The sequence below is a fragment of the Hydrogenophaga sp. genome, assembly GCF_965657535.1.
Lineage (GTDB): Bacteria > Pseudomonadota > Gammaproteobacteria > Burkholderiales > Burkholderiaceae_C > Hydrogenophaga.
The window spans coordinates 19,766-36,087 of sequence record NZ_CBFHOP010000003.1 but is presented as its reverse complement, the minus strand read 5'-3'; the positions used below and the strand labels follow the sequence as shown (position 1 = coordinate 36,087).

The window sequence follows — 16,322 nt, the reverse complement described above, 5'->3', positions numbered from 1 at the left end:
AGTGATGCCGGCGCGGCAGGCGCGGCCGCTTGGCCAGCCACGGCAGCCACTGGTTCCACGACGGTGCGCGACCCGGAAGAGCCTGGCGTTGCACGGCCCCAGCCTGAAAACAAGAGGGCAGCCACGGCGGCCGCAGCGAGCGCCGCAACGAGACCCAGAGCGCTGCGCCAGTTCCGGTTTGGGACGGAGCGGACGCTCACCTTGGGGAGCGCGGCGTACCCATGCTGAGAATAACGCCGACCGGCCATCAAGAACCTGTGGACTCGCGCACGATCAGCCAGCGGTTACCGCTTTTGACCATATCGAGCACCTTGCGGCTGGTGACGTTGAGGGTGTCGGAGCTGTAGGCCTGGCGAAAACGCGCGGTAGCCCGGTCACCGCTGACGGAGACGGTGAGGTCGCTGATGTCGACGCCAATGCGTGAGCGCGGCACGATGCGGGCCTTTCGATCGGCTTCCCAGGCGCTGCGGGGCTGGCCAGCTGGCGGCGTGAAGCTGGGGGCGTAGGCGCCTAAGTAGCTGGTCATGTTTTTGGACGACCAGGCTTTGGCCCAGGCCTGGACGGCTGCTTCCACGTCGTCTTCAGCGCCGCCGGATGCAGCGGGCGCTGGCACTGGCGCTGGCTTGGCTGCCGGCGTAACCACCGGCGCGGGCGTAGGGGCTGAGGCCACGGTGGTTGGAGCCGGGCGTGCACCTTTGGCGTCGGCGGCAAACAGGTTGCGGATCAGGCTGAGCTTGGGCGCTACGGCGGCGTTGCCTGCGTCGAGTTGCAAGGCTTTGCTGTAAGCCTGGCTGGCCAGTTTTGCGTACACGTCGCCCAGGTTTTCGTGCGCGGTGGCGTAACTCGGGTTGGTGCGGATGGCCATTTCCAGGGCCGCGCGGGCTTTGTCAAACTGGCTCTGGCCTGCGTACAGCACGGCCAGATTGTTGTAGGGCTCGGGCAGTTCAGGGAACTCTTCGGTCAGTTTGCTGAAGGTTGCGATGGCTTCAGCGGGCTTGCCGCCTTCGGTCTGGATCACGCCCTTGAGGAAACGCATCTGAGGATCGCGGGGCTTGGTGACCAGGTACTGGTCGACCTTGATCAGTGCTTCATTGAACTGACCAGCCCGCACCAGGCGGTTGACGTCAGCGTACTCGTCGGGCTGTGCCATGGCCAGCGGGCTGGCCAAGGTGGCCGCAACCGCCACCGACAAGGCCAGCCGGCAGAGCTGTTTACCCAGGCTGGCGCTGGTGGACTGGCGTGGCTGGGTAAAGGGGTGTGTCATTGAGTGGCTCATGGGACCTCGAGGAGCGGATGGGTTCTGGTGTGTCGTGCGGCGGGACATGAAACACGGTTTGGTGGCCCGTATTCGCACGCTGTCACAGCATCGGCTGGCTATACTGGCAGATTGTATCTGAGGGGTGTAGGTCCAATGGTTGCGGGACAACGGGTTTGAAGCCTGTGCAACCCCACACGTGGACGTTGTCACACACAGCATGAGCGCAGCGGTTTTTATGCCATCAGCGCTCCACCCCGCACCCGAAAATCTCGACCTTCATGACTCTAAAAATTTACAACACGCTGTCGCGTCGCCTGGAAGAATTGCGGCCAATTGAACCCGGCCATGTGCGCATGTATGTGTGTGGCATGACGATTTACGACCTGTGCCATATCGGGCACGCCCGCATGATGATGGCGTTTGACGTGGTGCAGCGCTGGCTCAAGGTCAGCGGCTACCGCGTGACCTATGTGCGCAACATCACCGACATTGACGACAAGATTATCAAACGTGCGGTGGAGCGCGGCATCAGCCTGCGCGCCTTGACGGATGAAATGACCGTAGCCATGCATGCGGACACGTGCGCCTTGGGCATTGAGCCACCCACGTTGGAGCCACGCGCCACGGCCTATGTGCCGCAGATGCTGTCGTTGATCGGGCAATTGCAGACCAAAGGCCTGGCTTACCAGGCCGACAACGGCGACGTGAACTTTGCCGTGCGCAAGTTTGACGGCTACGGAAAGCTTTCGGGCAAGTCCCTGGACGACCTGCGCGCGGGCGAGCGTGTGGCGGTGGCGGGCGACAAGAACGATCCGCTGGACTTTGTGTTGTGGAAATCGGCCAAGCCCGACGAGCCTGCCGAGGCCAAGTGGGACAGCCCGTTTGGACAGGGGCGCCCGGGCTGGCACATCGAGTGCTCGGCCATGAGTTGCGCCACGTTGGGCGAGACCTTTGACATCCACGGTGGCGGCGCTGACCTGCAGTTTCCGCACCACGAAAACGAGATTGCCCAGTCCGAGGGCGCGAGCGGCCAGCCGCTGGCGCATGTCTGGATGCACAACGGTTTTGTGCGTGTGGACAACGAAAAAATGTCCAAAAGCCTGGGCAATTTCTTCACCATCCGCGAGGTGCTGCAGAAGTTCGATCCCGAAACAGTCCGTTTCTTCATCTTGCGAGCCCACTACCGCAGCCCGTTGAACTACAGCGACGTGCACCTGGACGACGCCCGCGCGTCGCTCAAGCGCCTGTACACCGCCTTGGCGGCCGTGAAGGCCGATGTGCCCGCTGCCATCAACTGGTCCTCGCCGTTCGCTTCGCGTTTCCGGGCGGCTATGGATGAAGATTTCGGCACACCCGACGCGGTGGCGGTGTTGTTTGACCTGGCCAGCGAGGTGAACCGCAGCAAGGACGCGGCGCTCGCTGGTTTGTTGCGGGCATTGGGGAACACGCTGGGTCTGCTGCAGGCCGACCCCGTGGCCTACCTGCAAAGCGGGGGGGCTGCTGCAGGCGGTCTGGACGAAACCCAGATTCAAAACCTGATTGCCGACCGCGCTGCAGCCAAACAAGGAAAAAACTTCGCTGAAGCCGACCGCATTCGGCAGTTGCTGCTGGCCCAGGGCGTGGTGCTCAAAGACGGCCCTGCGGGCACGAGTTGGGAGCGTGCTTGATGGCGGTGGCTTCGTTGCCCGATGTGGGCCCGGGTGCTCCCACGTACTGGCAAGACGCCTGCCGCCACCTGATGAAACGCGACCGCGTGATGAAAAAGCTCATCCCGCAGCACACCGGCGTCAGCCTGGAGTCGCGCGGCGACGCCTTCGTCACCCTGGCGCGCAGCATCGTGGGCCAGCAGATTTCGGTGAAGGCGGCGCAGTCGGTCTGGGACCGCTTTGCCCTGCTGCCTGCAGCCATGGTGCCGGCGCAGGTGCTCAAGCTCAAGGTGGACGACATGCGTGGGGCCGGCCTGTCGGCCCGCAAGGTGGAATACCTGGTGGACTTGGCGCTGCACTTTGCCAACGACCAGGTGCATGTGAATGCCTGGGCCGACATGGACGACGAAGCCATCATTACCGAGCTGGTGGCCATTCGCGGCATTGGTCGCTGGACGGCCGAGATGTTTCTGATATTTCACCTGATGCGGCCCAACGTGCTGCCGCTGGACGACGTGGGTTTGCAGAACGGCATCAGCCGGTGCTATTTTTCGGGTGAGCCGGTGAGCCGCAGTGAGATACGCGAAGTGGCGGCCAGCTGGGCGCCCTATTGCAGCGTGGCAACTTGGTATATTTGGCGGTCTCTGGATCCGGCCCCCGTGGCCTACTGAAACAGCTTAACCTGGGCGTTTGCTCGCCGCCTACCGCGACCTTCTCCGCAGGAGCCCCTCCCAAAGATCTGCTTGGCCGGTGCTGCGGTGAAGCGGTGCAGCCGCTACCACCTTACAAGACCACAGGAGTTACACCTTGGCCAAAAAGAATTTTCTCGACTTCGAGCAACCCATAGCCGAGCTCGAATCCAAAATTGAAGAGTTGCGTTATGTGCAGACCGAGTCGGCGGTGGACATTTCAGCCGAAATAGAACAGCTGGCACGCAAGAGCCTGCAGCTGACCAAAGACATCTACAGCACCCTTACGCCTTGGCAGATCACCAAGATTGCGCGCCACGCCGACCGGCCCTACACGCTGGATTACGTGCGCGACATCTTCACGCACTTCCAGGAACTGCACGGTGATCGCCACTTCTCCGACGACCTCTCCATCGTTGGCGGTCTGGCGCGCTTCAACGGTCAGCCTTGCATGGTGTTAGGCCACCAAAAAGGCCGCGACACCAAAGAGCGCGGGCTGCGCAACTTTGGCATGACCAAGCCCGAGGGCTACCGCAAGGCGCTGCGCCTGATGAAGGTGGCTGAAAAATTTGGTTTGCCGGTGTTCACCTTTGTGGATACGCCGGGCGCTTACCCCGGTATCGACGCCGAAGAGCGCGGGCAGTCCGAAGCCATCGGGCGCAACATTTTTGAAATGGCGCAGCTGGAAGTTCCGATCATCTCCACCATCATTGGTGAAGGCGGTTCGGGCGGTGCGCTGGCCATTTCGGTGGCCGACCAGGTGTTGATGCTCCAATACTCGGTGTATTCGGTGATCAGCCCCGAAGGCTGTGCCTCCATTCTCTGGAAAACCAGCGACCGGGCGAGCGACGCGGCCGACGCGCTGGGCATCACCGCCCACCGCCTGAAAGCGCTGGGGCTGGTGGACAAGATCGTGAACGAACCCGTGGGCGGTGCGCACCGCGACCACAAGCAAATGGCCGCTTTCCTCAAGCGCGGTCTGACCGATGCTTGGCGCCAGGTGGCAGACCTCAAGGTGAATGAGCTGCTCGAGCGGCGCTATGCACGTATCAACAGCTACGGCCGGTTCACCGATACCAAAGCCGACAGCAAAGCGGTCAAGCGCTGACGTGAGCGCCGGCGCACCACCCACCAACCCCTGCGAACAGGCGTTGGAGCAGTGGTGCCAGCGCTGGCAGCCCGGACAGGGCGGGGCGTTACAGGCCGGAGCGCAAATGGCCGTGGCCTACAGCGCTGGAGCCGACTCCTCTGCCTTGCTGCTGGCCGCACACTTCCGCTGGCCCGGTCGGGTCGTTGCCCTTCACGTGCACCACGGTTTGCAGGCCGCTGCCGATGGCTTTGAGGCCCACGCCCGGGCTTTCTGCGCGCTGCATGGCATTGCTTTGCAGGTGAGGCGGGTGCAGGCGGCGCACGGCCCTGGCGAAAGCCCCGAGGCGGTCGCCCGGGACAAGCGTTACACCGCGCTGGCCAGCATGGCGCAGCAATCGGGCGCAGACGTGGTGCTGCTGGGGCAGCACGCCGACGACCAGGCTGAAACCGTGTTGTTGGCGCTCAGCCGGGGTGCCGGACTGCCTGGCCTGGCTGGGATGGCCGAGCGGTTTGAGCGGCATGGCGTGCTGTTTGGGCGCCCCTTGTTGGCGGTTGCGTCTGCCGAACTGCGAGGCTGGCTGCAGGCCTCGGGCCATGCGTTTGTGGACGACCCCACCAACACCGATGTGCGTTACACGCGCAACCGCATTCGCGCGGTGTTGATGCCCGCCTGGGAGGCCTGCTTCCCAGGGTTTCGTCCCATGCTGGCCCGCAGTGCGCGCCATGCGGCCCAGGCGCAAACTCTGCTCGACGACTTGGCCCGGCTCGATCTGGCCCAGACCGGTGAGCCGCCTGCCGTGGCAGCATTGCAAGCCCTCAGCCGCGAGCGCCAGGCCAATGCGCTGCGCCACTGGCTGCGCGCCTGCCACGGTGTGGCGGCCAGCGCGGCGCAGCTGGCCGAGCTGCTGGACCAGCTGGCGGACTGCCGCACGCGGGGGCATCGCATCCACCTCAAGGTGGCCAGTGGCTTTGTGGCCCGCTCAGGTGAACGGCTGAGCTACACCCCCCCGATATAATCCAAGGGTTTTGCCCTAGTCGGGCAACCGGCGGTAGGCACCGTGCGCTCAGGTGGGGCCTGCCGTTTCCAACGACCTACCCAACCCAATCCAACCCGATGGCTTTGATTGTTCACAAGTACGGCGGCACCTCCATGGGGTCGACCGAGCGCATCCGTAACGTTGCACGCCGCGTGGCCAAATGGCACAAGGCAGGCCACCAGATGGTGGTGGTGCCCAGCGCCATGAGCGGCGAAACCAACCGCCTGCTGGGCCTGGCCAAAGAGCTGGCGCCTGCCAACACCGACACCGCCTACAGCCGCGAACTCGACATGCTGGCCTCCACCGGCGAGCAGGCCTCGTCGGCCCTGTTGGCCATTGCCTTGCAGGCCGAAGGCATGCAGGCCGTGAGCTATGCCGGGTGGCAAGTGCCCATCAAAACCAACACCGCCTTCACCAAGGCCCGCATCGAGTCGATTGACGACGTCCGCGTGCGGGCCGATCTGGACGCTGGAAAAGTGGTCATCGTGACCGGTTTCCAGGGTGTGGATCCCCACGGCAACATCACCACCCTGGGCCGTGGCGGCAGCGACACCTCGGCTGTGGCGGTGGCCGCTGCGCTGAAGGCGGCCGAATGCCTGATTTATACCGATGTGGACGGCGTTTACACGACCGACCCTCGTGTGGTGCCCGAGGCGCGGCGCCTGCTGCGTGTCAGCTTTGAAGAGATGCTGGAAATGGCCAGCATGGGCAGCAAAGTGCTGCAAATCCGTTCGGTGGAATTCGCCGGCAAATACAAGGTGCCGCTGCGTGTGCTCTCAAGCTTCACGCCCTGGGACATTGACCTGAATGAAGAAGCCGCCTCCGGCACCCTGATCACTTTTGAGGAAGACGAACAAATGGAACAAGCCGTCGTTTCCGGCATTGCCTTCAACCGCGATGAAGCCAAGATCTCCGTGCTCGGCGTGCCCGACAAGCCGGGTATTGCCTACCAAATCCTGGGTGCGGTGGCTGCTGCCAACATCGAAGTCGATGTGATCATCCAGAACCTGAGCAAAGACGGCAAGACCGACTTCAGCTTCACGGTGCACCGCAACGATTTCCAGAAAACCATGGACTTGCTCAAGTCCAAGGTGGTCCCCGAGCTCGGCGCTGCCGACGCCGTGGGCGACGCGCGCATCTGCAAGGTCAGCATCGTGGGCATCGGCATGCGAAGCCATGTGGGCGTGGCCAGCCGCATGTTCAAGTGCCTGAGCGACGAAGGCATCAACATCCAGATGATCTCCACCTCGGAAATCAAGACCTCGGTGGTGATCGACGAGAAATACATGGAGCTGGCCGTGCGCGCGTTGCACCGCGAGTTTGATCTGGACCAGACCGCCGACACGATTGCCGGGTAGACACAGTGTTGCATCAGGTGCGCAACCACCTTCAGGGTTGACAGCACCCCACCGCTTGCGTTTCACTGTGCGGGCTGGTGGTGTGTGCCACCGTCGACTGATGAGGAGCAACACATGGACCGTCGTGACTTTGTGGAGCGTTGCGCTTTGGGCGCAGGCTCACTGGCAGCCACAGTGGCCGGTCAAGCCTGGGCGGCAGACGCCAAGCCCCGCGCTTATGGCCGTGTGTTGCTGACCGATGAGCTGGGCCAGCCCGTCAAGGCCTCGCGCCTGCGTGCGCAGACCAACTATGTTTTTCACTATCCATTTGAAGCCACGCCGGTGTTCTTGCTCGACCTGGGCAAGCCCGCGCAAGCCACCAGCCTGCGCACCCGGGACCAGCAGGTTTACCAGTGGCCGGGCGGTGTAGGGCCAGCGCGCAGTCTGGTGGCGTTTTCTGCCATTTGTGCGCACAAGCTGGTCTACCCCACCAAAGACCTGAGTTTCATCAGCTTTCGCAAAGGTGCGGCGCTCAACCCCCAGACACCCAGCAAAGGCAGCGACCTGATTCACTGTTGCGCCGACCACAGCCAGTACGACCCGGCGCGCGGTGCCCAGGTGCTGGGTGGCCCAGCCGAGCAGCCGCTGTGTGCCGTGCTGCTAGAGCACGACCCCAAGGCCGACACCCTCACCGCCACCGGCACGCTGGGCGGTGAGCTGTTTGACGACTTTTTCAAGAAGTACGAAATGAAGCTGAGCCTGGAAGCGGGCCCCCGGGCCAAGCAGGCGGTGGCCGGGCGCAGCATGGTGCGGGAGTTGGACAGCTTTTGCCGCAACGCCGTGCGCTGCTGAGCCGAGCGGTCAGTGGCTCATAAGCGGGCAAGCCGTTTGAGCGCCTCGCGCAGCGTCTCGTCTTGCTTGGCGAAACAAAAGCGCACCACCTTCTGGTCAAAACCGTTGCCGTAAAACGCCGACAGCGGAATCGCCGCCACACCCATTTCGCGTGTGAGCCACTGGCAAAACGCGGCTTCGGGCAGGTCGCGCTCGGGCACGGCCAAGCCGGAAATGTCCACACACTGGAAGTAGGTGCCAGCGCCTGGCAACAGCTTGAAGCGGGTGCTGGCGAGTCCGTCGCGAAACAAGTCGCGCTTGCGCTGGTAGAAGGCCGGCAGGTTCAGGTAGGGCGCGGGGTCAGCCATGTAAGCGGCCAGCGCGTGCTGCATGGGCGTGTTCACGGTGAACACGTTGAACTGGTGCACCTTGCGAAATTCGGCGGTGAGCGCAGCCGGCGCCACCACGGTGCCCACTTTCCAGCCGGTGACGTGGTAGGTCTTGCCAAAGCTGCTGATGATGAAAGCGCGCGCAGCCAGACCAGGAAAACGCGCCGCACTCTGGTGCTGTTGGCCGTCAAACACCATGTGCTCATACACCTCGTCGCTGATCAGCAGCACGTTGGTGGGGGCCAGCAGGTCTTGCAGCTGCAGCATGTCGGCCGCGCTCCACACCTGGCCGCTGGGGTTGTGTGGGCTGTTGATCAGGATGGCGCGGGTGCGCGGTGTGATGGCGGCACCGATGCGGTCAAAGTCGGGCCGGAAGCTGCCTGGCGTGAGCGGCACGCGCACCACCACGCCGCCGGCAAGTTCGATGTTGGGCACATAGCTGTCATAGCAAGGCTCCAGCACGATCACCTCATCGCCCGGGTGCACCACCGCCAGGATGGTGGTGAGGATGGCCTGGGTGGCGCCGGCGGTGACGGTGATTTCGGTGTTCGGGTCGCAGGCCAAGCCGTAGAGCGCCTGCATTTTGGAAGCCATGGCTTGGCGCAAGGCGGGCACGCCGGGCATGGGCGGGTACTGGTTGTGGCCGGCCTGCATGGCGCGGGTCACGGCATCCACCAGCGCCGGGTCGCAACCAAAGTCCGGGAACCCCTGGCCCAGGTTGACCGCTCCCGTTTCCGCTGCCAGCGCCGACATGACGGTAAAGATGGTGGTGCCCACTGTGGGCAGACGCGAGGTGAGAACAGGGGTGAGGGGGGCTGGAGAAGGCATGTCAATGTCCGAATATCTGGGAAGTCGAGAGCAGAGGGGCGTCAAAGCTCATAGTCATCCGGCGTGCCGCTCATGGCGCGCAAGATCGCGTCGCGGCTCAGGCGGTCGCTCAGCAGTTCGGCAAAGCGCAGCACGAAGTGGCGCAAGTAGGTCCCGCGCTTGAAGGCCACGCGCGCCAGGTTGTGGCCAAACAGCTGGGCTGCGGGGCGGGCCACCAGGTCGGGGGTCTGGTTCTCGCCTTGCATGGCCATTTCGGCCACGATGCCCACGCCCATACCCAGTTTCACATAGGTCTTGATCACGTCCGAGTCGATGGCTTCGAGCACCACGTTAGGCTTGAGGTGGCGCAGGGCAAATGCCTGGTCAATGCGGGTGCGGCCGGTAAAGCTCGGGTGGTAGGTGATGAGTGGCACCTGGGCCAGATCTTCCAGCGTGACGCGCTCACGCGCCAGCAGCGGGTGGTCAAACGGGAACACCAGCACGTGTTGCCATTCGTAGCAGGGGAGGGTGACCAGCTCCGGGTAATTCACCAGCGACTCGGTGGCCACGCCGATTTCTGCCACTTCTTCCATCAGCATCTTGGCCACCTGGTCGGGCGAGCCCTGGTGCAGGCTGATCCCCACCTTGGGGTAAGCCTGGCGCAACGCAGCCACCGGCCCGGGCAGCACATAGCGGGCCTGCGTGTGGGTGGTGGCAATAGACAACGTGCCGCTGTCTTGTGCCGAATACTGCTCGCCAATGCGCCTGAGGTTGTTCACCTCCCGCAAAATGATTTCAATGCTTTTGAGCACCTGAGCGCCGGGCTCGGTCACTCGTTTGATGCGCTTGCCGTGGCGGGCAAAAATCTCAATGCCCAGTTCGTCTTCCAGTTCGATGATGGCCTTGGAAACCCCGGGCTGCGAGGTGTGCAGGGCTTTGGCCGCCTCGGTCAGGTTCAGATTGCGGCGCACCGCCTCCTGCACAAAACGGAACTGGTGCAGGTTCATGGCTGTTCTTCTAGGGCGATGGTGGCCAGCAGTGCGGTCAGGCGCGGGTCTTCGCCGGCAGCCGGGAGTTGTTCAAACCGCACCCCGGGGTGGGCCTGGGCCAGCTCGGCCATCAGCACCGGCAGGTCTTCGCGCGCGTGCTTGCCCATGCCAAAAAACAGCGGCAGAACGCGCACGCGGCTCACACCCTGCGCCACCATCTGGCGCGCGGCGGTGGCCATGTCGGGCTCGCAGAGTTCCAGGTAGGCGCACGACACCCGGGCCGCAGGGTCGCTGCGCTCAATCTGTTGTGCCACCGACTCGACCGGCAAGCGCCACAGCGGGTCGCGCGAACCGTGGGCAAAAACAATCACACCAAGCATGTTGAACCTATCGTCGAAGCACCAGCCAGCCAAAGGCGCCTAGTGAAAAAACCGAATAAATGAGGGACGGCGACGCCGCCGCCAACCAGGGTTGCCACTGGTTGAGGTTGCCGATGTAGCCGAACACGTTGTTGAGCAGGAAAAAGCTGATGCCGATCAACACACCACCAAACACATAGCCGGTGATGCTGCCCGAGCGGAAATGCAAATAGGCAAAGGGCAGGGCCAGCACCACCATGACCAGGCAGCTGAGCGGGTAAAACACTTTGCGCCAGAACTCGATTTCGTAGCGCTGAGCGGTCTGGTTGTTGGCTTCCAGGTGGCGAATGTAGGCGAACAGGTCGGCGGTGCGCATGCGCTCGGGTTTGAGCAGGGCCACAGACACCATTTCGGTGCTGATGCTGCTGGGCCAGCGAAAGGTCTCCAGCGTGCTGCGGGTGATGCGCGCCGAGGCCAAGCCTGCGGTATCAAACTCCCGCCGCTCCACTTGCATCAACGTCCAGGACTCATCGGCCTCGATCTGCCCAGCGTTGGCCTGTACGGTGGACACCAGAAAACCTTGGTTGTCGAACTCGAAAATGCGCACATCGCCCAGACTGCCCTGGGGCGACAAGGAACCCACATTGACCGAAAAGTTGCTGTAGGCCTGCCGCTCTTTGAGCCAGGCGCCGGTTTGCCCCAGGCTGATACGACCCTGGTAGGTGGCCTTGAGCAGTTGCGCTGTTTTGTCAGCCAAAGGGGCCACATAGTCACCAATCGCAAAGGTCAGGGCCACAAAGATGGCGCCCAGGCCCAGCAGGGTGCGCAGCGCCCGCCAAGGCCCCAGGCCGCTGGTGCGCAGAATGGTGTATTCCGACCCCTGGGCCAGACGCGCCAGCACAAACACCGAGCCGATCAGCACCGCAATGGGCATGAGCTCGTACACCCGGCTCGGCATGAGCAGCACCACGTACAGCAGGGCGTGCCGGATTTCGTAGACCATGTTGGCGTCCATCGGCGACACCCGGCCCAGCGCGGGCAATTCGTCCACAAAATCAAAAAAGAAAAATAGCGACAGGAACGCCATGAGGACGAACCCCACAGCGACAAAAATTTCTCCGTAAATCAGGCGGCGAATGGTTTTCATGCGCGCGCTTCCCTGGCTTGCTGGCCCTTGTTGCGCGTGGCATGGAGCCAGTCGCGCAGGGTCAGATTGTTGTGGCGTTTGGCAAGCCACAGCAGCGCCAGCACAAACACCACACCGTGCAGCAGCCCCATGAAGGTGCCCAGCCCCACCAAGCCTTTGGCGACCCAGCTTTGGCCCAGGTTGAGCAGGTTGTAATAAAACACGAAGGCGAACAGGGTGAAAAACAGGTTGCCGCCGCGCCCGGCGCGCGGGTTGCCGGCTGTGGTGGCAAGCGCAATGAGCACGAAATTGACAGCCGTCAAGGCCATGCCCACACGCCAGCCCAGCTCACCCAGATTGGCCTGGGTGGGGTCACGAATCAGGTCCCAGCTGGGTCGGGCTTTCAGCCCTTGCGCGCCACCGGCCACCGCAGCACTTTCGCCCACCTGGGTACCGTATTCCTCAAACTCGCTCACGCGCAGGCTGCTTTGGTCAGCGTCAATTTCCAGACGCTGGCCGTTGTTGAGCATCAGCATCTGTTGCTCGTCGATCCATTCGATGCGGCCCGAACGCGCCGAGGTGATGGTCTCCCGCCCATCGTCTTCCTTGCTGGAGATAAAAATGTTGCGCCCTTCGGTGCCATCTGCGGTGTCTTTGTCAATGAAAAACACGCGCCGCCCGCTGGACGATTCCTGGAACTGCCCGGGCGCGATGCGTTCCAAATCGCCGCGGCGCTGGAAGCGGCTGCGCAGGTCCTCGGTTTGCTGGTTGGCCCAAGGCCACACAAAAAACACCATCAACGCAATGACCAGCAAGATCGGCCAGGCAAACCGCATCACCGGGCCCATAAAGCCCCCGAGCGAGCGTCCGCTGGCGAACCAGATGATCATTTCGCTGTCGCGGTACATGCGCGAAAGCGTGAAGACAATGGCGATGAACAGCGCCAGCGTCAGGATGGTGGGCATGCGGCCCAACACCGTGTAGCCCAGCACCAGCATGATTTCTTCGGGGTTGACGCTGCCGCGCGAGGCCAGGCCCAGCGTGCGGATCAGCAGCATGGTCAGCACGATGGTGAACAGCACGACCAGCGTGGCCCCGAAGCTGCGGGCCAGCTCTTTGCGAATGGAAGAATGGAATAACATCGAATGACAACAGGAAAACGCAATTATGGACTTCGAACTTAAATCCCTTTCGCCCGAACAAGCCGCCTCCATGGCAGCCGATGCCTTGCTGGTGCTGGTGCCCGACAACCTGTCGGCAACGCCGCTGGCGGGCGCTTTGGCCACCCTCACGTCCGAGGCCGCCAGCAAGGGGGATTTGGAAGCCGGTCTGGGCAAAACGCTGTCTTGTTACCGGGTGCCCGGCATCAAAGCCCGCCGCGTGGTGCTGGTGCGGGCGGGCGATGGCTCGGGCAGCGCGGTGCGCAAGGCAGTCGCCGCCGGTTTGGCTTCCCTCAAGCAGCCCAACATCAAAAAACTCGGTCTGGTGCTGAGCCTGCTGGACCACAACAGCGGCGCGGTGCGTGCGGCGGTGCAAGCCTGTGCAGATGCCAGCTACACCTACACCACCACCAAACCGTCGGCCAAAGCGCGTGCTTTGCAAGCGGTGGTGGTGGCGGTGGCCGATGCGCCTGCGGTTCAAGCCGCCTTTGAAGCCGGCAAGGCCATGGTCACCGGCGTGGAGTTCGCCAAAGAATGGGCCAACCGGCCGGCCAACCATGCCACCCCCAGCATGCTGGCCGAAGCCGCCCGCAAGCTCGGGCGAAAGCCCGGCATCAAGACCGAGGTGTTGGGCCCCAAAGAAGTGGCCGCTCTGGGCATGGGTGCCTTCATGTCGGTGGCGCGCGGTTCGGTGGAGCCCCTGCGCTTCATCGTCATGCACTACACCGGTGCGGCCAAGTCCAGCGCGCCGGTCGTGCTGGTGGGCAAGGGCATTACGTTCGACACGGGGGGCATCTCCATCAAGCCTGCGGCTGAAATGGACGAAATGAAGTTCGACATGGGTGGCGCGGCCAGCGTGCTCGGCACCTTTGCCGCGCTGGCCGAGTTGCAGCCCGCCATCAACGTGGTGGGGTTGATTCCCAGCTGCGAGAACATGCCCGATGGCCAGGCGGTGAAGCCCGGCGACGTGGTCACCAGCATGAGCGGGCAGACCATTGAAATCCTCAACACCGACGCCGAGGGCCGCTTGATCTTGTGCGATGCGCTCACCTATGCGGCGCGCTTCAAGCCCCGCAGCGTGGTGGACATTGCCACCTTGACGGGTGCCTGTGTTATCGCGCTGGGCGCCGTGCGTTCGGGGCTGTTTTCAGCCCACGACGACATCGCCACAGCGCTGCAGCAAGCTGGCGAAAGCGCTATGGACCCCTGCTGGCGTATGCCGCTGGACGATGAGTACGCCGAAGGCCTCAAGTCCAACTTTGCCGACATGGGCAACGTGGCCGGGCGCGCTGGCGGCTCCATCACCGCCGCCAAGTTTCTGCAAAAGTTCACAGCCGATCTGCCTTGGGCGCATCTGGACATTGCCGGAACGGCTTGGAAGAGCGGCGCCGCAAAAGGCTCCACCGGCCGGCCGGTGCCGCTGTTGCTGCAATACCTGCTGGACGAGGCGGCCCGACCGGCAGCCGTACCCAGCACCGAACCCAAGAAAGCCAGTAAACGCGCACGCAAAGCCTGACGGGTTGGTCAGTCAGGTACATCCAACATGACCGAGGTGGCTTTTCATTTCAACGCGCCCGACAAGCAGTCCTACGCTTGTCGCTTGCTGCGCAAGGGCTATCTGAAAGGTGCGCGGCTGGTGGTGCGTACCGATGCCCAGGCCCTGGCTTCGCTGGACGCCGCGTTGTGGACCTTTGCCCAGGGCGAATTCATTCCGCACGGTCGCGAAGGCGATACACCAATGGTGCTCCAGCGCTCGCCCGTTCAGCTGTACAGCGAGCTACCCGAAAGCTTGGAGGGCGCCGCAACCACGGTTCTGGTCAACCTGTGTGCCAGCGTGCCGCCCGGCTATGAGCGCTTTGGACGCGTCATCGAGGTGGTCACGCAAGACGAAGGCGACCGCTTGCAGGCCCGCGAGCGTTGGCGTGCCTACAAGCAGCGCGGTATTGAACCGGTGCGGCACGACCTGCAACTGGCGCCTCAAGACTGATGGCCGTCCGGCAGGTCCCTTTGCTGGTGTTCGCCGGGCCGTGCCTGCACTGTATGCTCAGTGCTAATGCCACATTCTTTGGTGTGATCGGGCTGGGGGCAAACCCTTGAACTTCTAAGCAGTTCATGTTTGCTCGCGCAATATCGCGTTTTTTTAGAGTATCTTTATGCGTGTGGAGAAAAAAGTTCCCTCCGCATTCCAACTCTCATTCCTTTCCGAGGATAACTATGCACCTGAACATGAAACTGGCCGTGATCGCAGCGGCTGTCGCTCTGGCCGCTTGCGGCAAAAAAGAAGAGGCTGCACCTGCTGCTCCCGCTGCGGCACCTGCCGCCGTTGAAGCCCAAGTCATCAAGATTGGTCACGTCGGTCCCACCAGCGGTGGCATTGCTCACCTCGGCAAGGACAACGAAAACGGCGCCAAGATGGCCATCGAAGAGCTGAACGCTGCTGGCCTGACCATCGACGGCAAGCCCACCACGTTTGAACTGCTGGCCGAAGACGACGCTGGCGATCCCAAGCAAGGCACCGCCGCCGCCACCAAGCTGGTGGACGCCAAAGTTGCAGGCGTGATCGGTCACCTGAACTCGGGCACCACCATTCCCGCTTCGCAGATCTACAACGACGCTGGTATTCCCCAGATCTCCCCATCGGCAACCAACCCCAAGTACACCCGCCAGGGTTACGCCGGTGTGTTCCGCATGGTGGCGGACGACGTGCACCTGGGCGGCACGCTGGGCAAATACGCCGTGGAAACCTTGAGCGCGAAAACCGTTGCCGTGATCGACGACCGTACCGCTTACGGCCAAGGCGTGGCTGACGAGTTCGAAAAAGGCGTGATCGCAGCTGGCGGCACCGTGGTGGGTCGTGAATTCACCAACGACAAAGCCTCTGACTTCAACGCCATCCTGACCACGCTGCGTGCCAAGAAGCCTGACGTTGTGTTCTTCGGCGGTATGGACGCTGTGGCCGGCCCTATGCTCAAGCAAATGAAGGCACTCGGCATCAACGCCAAGTTCATGGGCGGCGACGGCATCTGCTCCAGCGAGCTGCCCAAGCTGGCCGGCGACGGCATGGCCGACGACCAGGTGTATTGCGCGGAAGCCGGTGGCGTTGAAGGCGAGCAAAAAGCCGGCATGGACAAGTTCCGTGAAGACTTCAAAGCCAAGTTCGGCGCTGAAGTGCAGGTGTACGCACCCTACGTGTATGACGCTGTGAAAGTCATGGCCAACGCTATGGTGACCGCCAACTCGTCCAACCCAGCCATGTACCTGCCGGCCCTCAAAGCCACGGACTACAAAGGCGTGACCGGTAACATCGCTTTTGACGAAAAAGGCGACATCAAGAACGGTGCTTTGACGCTGATGACCTACAAGGCCGGTGCACGCACCACCTTGGCCGTCATTCGCTGATTGCGCGGCCCGCAAGTTACCGCCAGAGCTTTCGGGCTCTGACCACCTGCAAAAAACCACCGAAAGGTGGTTTTTTGCTTTGCGCAGACCGATTGCACGCATCCCGCTTCATGGGTCCATCTTGCTTGCATAAAGGTATGGGGTCTCGGTGGTGGGCGCCATGGCGGGCGGTTGTCGGGCCTTGGCGCAAGCATGTCATCTGCCGC

Annotated in this window: 15 protein-coding genes; 9 read left to right on the top strand and 6 right to left on the bottom strand. The window is 62.8% G+C overall.

From position 1 onward, the window contains the following. Positions 1–247 precede the first annotated feature (247 nt). A complete protein-coding gene (locus ACTG4K_RS05395) occupies positions 248–1,264 on the bottom strand; it encodes a tetratricopeptide repeat protein (protein WP_439113182.1) in 1,017 nt (338 codons plus the stop codon). 272 nt (positions 1,265–1,536) lie between these two features. Between ACTG4K_RS05395 and cysS the strand changes: the two genes are divergently transcribed. The 6 genes from cysS to ACTG4K_RS05365 all read left to right on the top strand — a co-directional run bounded on the left by cysS (position 1,537) and on the right by ACTG4K_RS05365 (position 7,908). Next, the gene (gene cysS, locus ACTG4K_RS05390; RefSeq protein WP_439113181.1) at positions 1,537–2,925 is read left to right on the top strand and encodes a cysteine--tRNA ligase; all 1,389 of its coding nucleotides are present in this window, start codon (positions 1,537–1,539) and stop codon (positions 2,923–2,925) included. Then, positions 2,925–3,575 carry a DNA-3-methyladenine glycosylase family protein gene (locus tag ACTG4K_RS05385; protein ID WP_439113180.1) on the top strand — a complete coding sequence of 217 codons (651 nt, stop codon included), beginning with the start codon at positions 2,925–2,927 and terminating at the stop codon, positions 3,573–3,575. Before cysS ends, ACTG4K_RS05385 begins: the two co-directional genes overlap by 1 nt. 136 nt (positions 3,576–3,711) lie before the next feature. Continuing rightward, the gene (locus tag ACTG4K_RS05380) at positions 3,712–4,701 is read left to right on the top strand and encodes an acetyl-CoA carboxylase carboxyltransferase subunit alpha (protein ID WP_439113179.1); all 990 of its coding nucleotides are present in this window, start codon (positions 3,712–3,714) and stop codon (positions 4,699–4,701) included. A gap of 106 nt (positions 4,702–4,807) precedes the next feature. Then, positions 4,808–5,698 (top strand): tRNA lysidine(34) synthetase TilS, encoded by an 891-nt coding sequence (gene tilS / locus ACTG4K_RS05375; RefSeq protein ID WP_439113577.1) that lies wholly within the window; start codon positions 4,808–4,810, stop codon positions 5,696–5,698. A gap of 98 nt (positions 5,699–5,796) precedes the next feature. Then, positions 5,797–7,077 carry an aspartate kinase gene (locus ACTG4K_RS05370; RefSeq protein ID WP_439113178.1) on the top strand — a complete coding sequence of 427 codons (1,281 nt, stop codon included), beginning with the start codon at positions 5,797–5,799 and terminating at the stop codon, positions 7,075–7,077. A 114-nt stretch (positions 7,078–7,191) separates the two neighbouring features. Continuing rightward, a complete protein-coding gene (locus ACTG4K_RS05365) occupies positions 7,192–7,908 on the top strand; it encodes a twin-arginine translocation signal domain-containing protein (protein ID WP_439113177.1) in 717 nt (238 codons plus the stop codon). 17 nt (positions 7,909–7,925) lie between these two features. Here the strand turns inward: ACTG4K_RS05365 and ACTG4K_RS05360 are convergent, their stop codons facing one another. The 5 genes from ACTG4K_RS05360 to lptF are packed head-to-tail and all read right to left on the bottom strand — an operon-like array spanning position 7,926 to position 12,699. Next, positions 7,926–9,104, bottom strand: coding sequence for a pyridoxal phosphate-dependent aminotransferase (locus ACTG4K_RS05360; RefSeq protein WP_439113176.1), 1,179 nt, complete (start codon positions 9,102–9,104; stop codon positions 7,926–7,928). A 41-nt stretch (positions 9,105–9,145) separates the two neighbouring features. Continuing rightward, positions 9,146–10,090, bottom strand: coding sequence for a CysB family HTH-type transcriptional regulator (locus ACTG4K_RS05355; protein WP_439113175.1), 945 nt, complete (start codon positions 10,088–10,090; stop codon positions 9,146–9,148). Further along, positions 10,087–10,452, bottom strand: a complete 366-nt coding sequence (locus ACTG4K_RS05350) for a sirohydrochlorin chelatase (RefSeq protein WP_439113174.1) — start codon at positions 10,450–10,452, stop codon at positions 10,087–10,089. The genes ACTG4K_RS05355 and ACTG4K_RS05350 overlap by 4 nt, the downstream gene beginning before the upstream one ends. A gap of 7 nt (positions 10,453–10,459) precedes the next feature. Beyond that, positions 10,460–11,578 (bottom strand): LPS export ABC transporter permease LptG, encoded by a 1,119-nt coding sequence (gene lptG, locus ACTG4K_RS05345; protein ID WP_439113173.1) that lies wholly within the window; start codon positions 11,576–11,578, stop codon positions 10,460–10,462. Next, a complete protein-coding gene (gene lptF / locus ACTG4K_RS05340) occupies positions 11,575–12,699 on the bottom strand; it encodes an LPS export ABC transporter permease LptF (protein ID WP_439113172.1) in 1,125 nt (374 codons plus the stop codon). The genes lptG and lptF overlap by 4 nt, the downstream gene beginning before the upstream one ends. A 25-nt stretch (positions 12,700–12,724) precedes the next feature. Here lptF and ACTG4K_RS05335 point away from each other — a divergent pair, with 25 nt between their 5' ends. From ACTG4K_RS05335 to ACTG4K_RS05325, 3 genes are all read left to right on the top strand, one after another. Beyond that, positions 12,725–14,233, top strand: coding sequence for a leucyl aminopeptidase (locus ACTG4K_RS05335; protein ID WP_439113171.1), 1,509 nt, complete (start codon positions 12,725–12,727; stop codon positions 14,231–14,233). Between the two features lie 27 nt (positions 14,234–14,260). Next, positions 14,261–14,704, top strand: coding sequence for a DNA polymerase III subunit chi (locus ACTG4K_RS05330; protein WP_439113170.1), 444 nt, complete (start codon positions 14,261–14,263; stop codon positions 14,702–14,704). A 227-nt stretch (positions 14,705–14,931) separates the two neighbouring features. Then, positions 14,932–16,116, top strand: coding sequence for a branched-chain amino acid ABC transporter substrate-binding protein (locus ACTG4K_RS05325; protein ID WP_439113169.1), 1,185 nt, complete (start codon positions 14,932–14,934; stop codon positions 16,114–16,116). Positions 16,117–16,322: the final 206 nt, after the last annotated feature.

Bases quoted from the DNA above. Each gene is read 5' to 3' on its own strand.
- ACTG4K_RS05395 (WP_439113182.1), bottom strand. From the start codon at position 1,264: ATGACACACCCCTTTACCCAGCCACGCCAGTCCACCAGCGCCAGCCTG.
- cysS (WP_439113181.1), top strand. From the start codon at position 1,537: ATGACTCTAAAAATTTACAACACGCTGTCGCGTCGCCTGGAAGAATTG.
- ACTG4K_RS05385 (WP_439113180.1), top strand. From the start codon at position 2,925: ATGGCGGTGGCTTCGTTGCCCGATGTGGGCCCGGGTGCTCCCACGTAC.
- tilS (WP_439113577.1), top strand. From the start codon at position 4,808: ATGGCCGTGGCCTACAGCGCTGGAGCCGACTCCTCTGCCTTGCTGCTG.
- ACTG4K_RS05370 (WP_439113178.1), top strand. From the start codon at position 5,797: ATGGCTTTGATTGTTCACAAGTACGGCGGCACCTCCATGGGGTCGACC.
- ACTG4K_RS05365 (WP_439113177.1), top strand. From the start codon at position 7,192: ATGGACCGTCGTGACTTTGTGGAGCGTTGCGCTTTGGGCGCAGGCTCA.
- ACTG4K_RS05360 (WP_439113176.1), bottom strand. From the start codon at position 9,104: ATGCCTTCTCCAGCCCCCCTCACCCCTGTTCTCACCTCGCGTCTGCCC.
- ACTG4K_RS05355 (WP_439113175.1), bottom strand. From the start codon at position 10,090: ATGAACCTGCACCAGTTCCGTTTTGTGCAGGAGGCGGTGCGCCGCAAT.
- ACTG4K_RS05350 (WP_439113174.1), bottom strand. From the start codon at position 10,452: ATGCTTGGTGTGATTGTTTTTGCCCACGGTTCGCGCGACCCGCTGTGG.
- lptG (WP_439113173.1), bottom strand. From the start codon at position 11,578: ATGAAAACCATTCGCCGCCTGATTTACGGAGAAATTTTTGTCGCTGTG.
- lptF (WP_439113172.1), bottom strand. From the start codon at position 12,699: ATGTTATTCCATTCTTCCATTCGCAAAGAGCTGGCCCGCAGCTTCGGG.
- ACTG4K_RS05335 (WP_439113171.1), top strand. From the start codon at position 12,725: ATGGACTTCGAACTTAAATCCCTTTCGCCCGAACAAGCCGCCTCCATG.
- ACTG4K_RS05330 (WP_439113170.1), top strand. From the start codon at position 14,261: ATGACCGAGGTGGCTTTTCATTTCAACGCGCCCGACAAGCAGTCCTAC.
- ACTG4K_RS05325 (WP_439113169.1), top strand. From the start codon at position 14,932: ATGCACCTGAACATGAAACTGGCCGTGATCGCAGCGGCTGTCGCTCTG.